Genomic DNA, 4815 nt, shown 5'->3' with positions numbered 1-4815 from the left:
ACGCTGCCCGTTGAGCATGTGGATGAATCTGTACCTGAGGAAAGTGACGGAAGATAAAACCTAAATTGTTTTCTCCAAACTCCAACTTCAATTGCTGCCCGGCAACTTTAATCAATCGATAGACGTTGGCACTTTGAAAACATTCATAATCTCCATACATGACGAATACTACAGCAGCATTCAGTACACCTTGAATATGATCCTGGGTTGAAGGCAGAACGAATAAAGAACGATTATCACGGTCGTAGATCATGTTTCGGTTTGTATTAAGCAATACTTTTGCCTTACAACCCAACTGCGCTAACATTGCTATGGATTCAATATAGACAATTGACCCTCTCTTGTCGTCCACTCTGAGTTGACATTTTTGTACAATCCAGTGACGGATGAACCCGTCCAGCTTGTAGTGGAAGGTTGTCTCCAACTTTAGTTGGAATTTGGATACCAACTTTAGTACAGCTTACAAACTGACAATCCCACGCTTAACAGCAGTAATCACGGCTTGTGTGCGATCGCTCACGCCCAATTTGCTCAAAATCCGATTTACATGAGATTTGACGGTACTTTCACCAATAATCAAAACAGTCCCAATTTCTTGATTACCCATTCCTTGTGCCATCAAACGCAGCACTTCCAACTCTCGTTCACTGAGTTCTGGATTGCTCATTCGCTGCAATAATTTTGCGCCCACTTCTGGCGGAATGTATTTCTGACCATTATGAATGGCGCGAATCGCATTCAAAAGCTCGCCAGGTTTAGCATCCTTAAGCAGATAGCCTTGAGCGCCCGCCTGTAAACCGCGATAGATATCTTCATCGCCATCGTAGGTCGTGAGTACCGCGATTCGAGCCTGCTTAAATTCAGCACAAATCGCCATAATGGCTTTAACACCTCCCATTTTGGGCATTCGTAAATCCATTAGTGTGACATCAGGTTGGTATTCTCGAAACGCGGCGATCGCCTGCTGCCCATCTTCAGCTTGAGCGATCACTGTCATTTCTGGATCGCGGTTAATGATGGTTGCTAGACCCTTTCTGACTATGGCATGGTCATCAACAATTAGCAGTTTAATCTTAGTGGATTGGCTCATTGTAATTCTCACTCTCGATTGATAGTGACAATAATTTCTGTTCCTTGACCCGGTTGGCTTTGAATTGTTAGTTGTGCGCCAATGCGCTCTGCTCGTTCGCTCATTCCTAATAAGCCGAACCCACCGCTCAAAGGAATGCTACCCACTCCAAAGCCACTGCCATCGTCTTTAATCTGTAAGATAAACTGTGTTTCGTTGTACACTAACTCAACCCGAATTTCGCCAGCACTTGCGTATTTAATCGCATTGGTTAATGCTTCCTGCCCAATTCTAAGTAAGTTATTCTCCACTTCGGTTGGTAAGGAATAGGCTGTACCCTGAGTTTGGCAAATCAGGGCTGTGTCGGTCGTTGATCGCATTTGAGCCACTATACGATGCAGGGCACTCTCTAAATTACCTTCTTCTAGTAGCTGCGGACGGAGTGCTGATACGGATCGCCGTGCCCCTGTTAGCCCAGCGCGTGCTAGTTCCTCAATCATTTCCAGATGTACTTGGGTTGCTTCCGGGTCATCCGCCAGCACTTGTGTTGCTGCTCCAACCTGAAGTAAAATACCCGTGAAGGATTGAGCCAGTGTATCATGAATTTCTCGCGCCATCCGGTTGCGTTCTTCCAGAATAGAAGCTTGCTGGGCGCGTTTGCGTTCGCGCAGTGCAGCGTTTCGCTGTTCGCTAATGTCAAGAATTATTCCTAGCATCCGCACAGGCTGTCCAGCTGTGTCATAAATTCCTCGACCTCGACCTACCAGCCAATGAATACTGCCATCTGGATGAATGACTCGATATTCAGCTTCAAAATCAGTATGAGTTGCTAGAGCTGTTGTAACAGCTTGCTCAACCCGATAAATGTCTTCTGGATAAACGCGATCGCGCCATGCCTGATAGCTGCTCTTAACCTCACCGGGAACTAACCCCAGCAATCGAGCATAATTGTCGTTCCAATCTATTTTGTTCTCCGTGATATTCCAGTTGCAACTACCGATGTGCGTGAAGTCCATCGTCAGCCTGCGTTGCTCTTCACTTTGTCGCAAGGCATTCTCCACTCGTTGGCGCTCTTCAATCTCCTGGGAAAGGAGCAAAGTCCGCTCAGTAATTTGCTGTTCTAACGTTTGGTTGTAGTCGGCTAGAAGTTTCTCTGCTTGTTTGCGCTCAGTGATATCTTGAAAGGCTACAATCGCATAAGCTACCATGCCCTGTTCGTCAAAGACTGGAGTGCCCCATACCTCAATGGGAATGGTGGCGCTATTTTGGCGAATTTCTACGTCATCAACGGTGGTGCATTCGCCGCTCAACGCCCGGATAACTGGCATTTTTTCAGTGGGATAGATTTGATCCGTTCCCGTCACATAAAATTGATAAGCCTCTGAGATTTGCTCCGCCGGCACAGCAGGATCAATCCCTTTACCCATGAGTTGAATGCCACGTTGATTGGCGTAATAAGGGCAACCCTCTGCATTGACGATGCCAATGCCCACCGGAACTGCTTCTAGAAATTGAGTCATCCTGCTTTCGCTTGCCCGAAGCTTTGCATAGAGTGTGGCATTTTCGATCGCGATCGCTGCCTGGGTTGATAGTAGATGCAGCACTTCTGATCGTGCGGGTGTAAAGACTCCAGTTGCTAATCGATTTTCTAAATACAACACACCAACGAGCTTACTTTGATTCAGCAGCGGCAAACAGAGCAGTGACTGAGTTTGGTTGCGTTGGATGTATGACTCATGGATGAAATTACCTTCACGAGTTGCATCATTGAGAATAACCGATTCATGAGTTCGGATTACATACTGAATAATAGATTCAGGTAAGTGATTTGCAATTGGAATTACTTGTAGTACTTGCGTCACACAGACATCCTCACCATCATTCAGTTCACAGGCAGCTTCAATTACCCATCCCCCTGAGTTTTCCAAAAGTAGACAACCAGTTTGTGCTCCAGCATTTTCAATTAAAATCTGCATGAGAGAGCTGAGCAATCGCTCCAATTCAATTTCACTCGAAATTGCTTGAGCTGCTTTCATCACTGTCGCTAAATCGAGAGCAGTATGTAAGGTATTTGAGATGGTTTCACCAGTCATGGGGCGAACTGGTGTAGAAACTTTGGATGATTGAGAAAATAGCTGTGGATAGCGAGTTTCTAAATCTTTGACTTTAGCAGTTGCTCCCCACCGTTCATAGCAATAGTGAGCTTCCTTCATGTAGATCTGGGCAAACTTTTCTCTACCACGAGCTAAGTAATGTTTGGCGGCTAATTCATAAGCTAATGCTTCTTCTTGAAGATATCCATTTTCTCTCGCTCCTTGAATTGCTTGTTCATAGAATTCCTCTGCTTCAAACCACTGACTTAGAACTCGTGCAATCTCTGCTTGCACCAGATGATATTTATGCAAACAATTCATTGGCGCATACTGTGCCCATTGCTTCATTTTCTCCTGACTAACCGTAACTTTTTTGAGGAGTTCCTCCTGCACTTGAGTGCCGCTTTCAGAGTATATGGCGAGTCTTGCCAGCGCATCATATAGATAGTAAAAAGGACCAACAGGTGTGCCTGTTATTCGGATTAAATAACGTTCTGCTATGGTTGAGTTTTTAACTGCCTGAGCATACTCAGAAAATAGGTAGCACAGGAAAAGTTTATGGAAATAGACATCAAAGGTTGCCGTTCCATCATTTGTTACTTCATGTTGTGGCAATCCATTTTCTTCATTGTAGAATTCGCCAACTAGGCGAGTTAGGCTGACCGAAAAGCCCATCAAATTTGCGATCGCCTGCTGATATATTTGGTTCCAGGTTAGCGCCGTTTTCTGTTTGATTTGACGAATCGCTTCATTGTATTTCGTCATCTCGCGCTCAACTTCTACGAGTTCCTTTCCAACTGCGTAGAATTGGAAGCAATAACAATGAGCGCAATAAGCAGCAAACTCTAAATCTCCAACTTCTAAACCTCTTTGTTAGGCTTCTAGCAAGGGCTGGGTTGTGTTTCTAATATGCTCTTTCCAATGAATAATAAAGTTATTCACAATGAGTAATGTTCTAGCTCTGAGAGAATGAACATTAAGGTGTGACAATAGATTTAGCGCAAGTTGTCCAAACTCGTACCCAATCTCAATGTTCCCACTCGTTCCACAAAGAATTAATCCGTAAAAAGCATAGGCAAAGGGAGATACAACAGCATTACCAGATTGAATTGATAAGTTTACTTGTTTAGACACAAGCAGAAGCATCAAATCAGGAGCCGCAACATAGGCAGCGATCGTGATGCTTGATAAGATTCGCATCGCCGCCAACTTGTCCGGTTCGGTCATTTCCGGCAAATGTAGCAAGTCCTCGATTGGCTTCTCGCCAATGAGTGATGTAATTGTGTCTAGCTCAAGCTGAATGTCTGACTGAGTTGGCGTTTCAGGAAAACTGATTCCCAGTTGCTGCAAAACTTGCAATCCAGTATTTATTGCTTCTAATGGCTGGTTCTGCGCGATGTCAGTTTGAATTTTGACTTCGTAAACTTTCACAATGTCGAGAACCGTTTTGGCTGCTTGCAGAACAACCACTGCCCAGGATTCTACCTGCTCAAACTCGCCACACAAATACGCGACTTCTGTTGTTTCTAAATATAAATCTAATGTCAAGTCATAGTTAGTTTGCCAACTGGAGTCTGCTAACCATGCTCTACCTCTGACTAAATATTTTTTCGCCATATTGTAGGCGATCGCAGCTTTTGCTTTCTGTCCTGC

2 protein-coding genes and 2 pseudogenes are annotated in these 4815 nt (G+C 44.5%); all 4 read right to left on the bottom strand.

The window, feature by feature from the left end; all coding sequences use genetic code 11:
* A pseudogene (locus HWQ42_RS04625) lies at positions 1-253 on the bottom strand (disulfide bond formation protein DsbA); the annotation flags it as partial.
* 207 nt (positions 254-460) lie between these two features.
* Positions 461-1090 (bottom strand): response regulator transcription factor, encoded by a 630-nt coding sequence (locus tag HWQ42_RS04620; RefSeq protein WP_292809738.1) that lies wholly within the window; start codon positions 1088-1090, stop codon positions 461-463.
* A gap of 8 nt (positions 1091-1098) precedes the next feature.
* On the bottom strand, positions 1099-3927 hold the full coding sequence (locus HWQ42_RS04615; RefSeq protein WP_292809736.1) for a PAS domain-containing protein: 2829 nt from the start codon (positions 3925-3927) through the stop codon (positions 1099-1101).
* 108 nt (positions 3928-4035) lie between these two features.
* A pseudogene (locus HWQ42_RS04610) lies at positions 4036-4815 on the bottom strand (serine/threonine protein kinase); the annotation flags it as partial.

Source organism: Nostoc sp. JL23 (assembly GCF_017115065.1).
Taxonomy (GTDB): domain Bacteria; phylum Cyanobacteriota; class Cyanobacteriia; order Cyanobacteriales; family Nostocaceae; genus Nostoc; species Nostoc punctiforme_A.
Note: the sequence above shows the minus strand (reverse complement) of the source record. Positions and strands in the feature narration are given on the sequence as shown.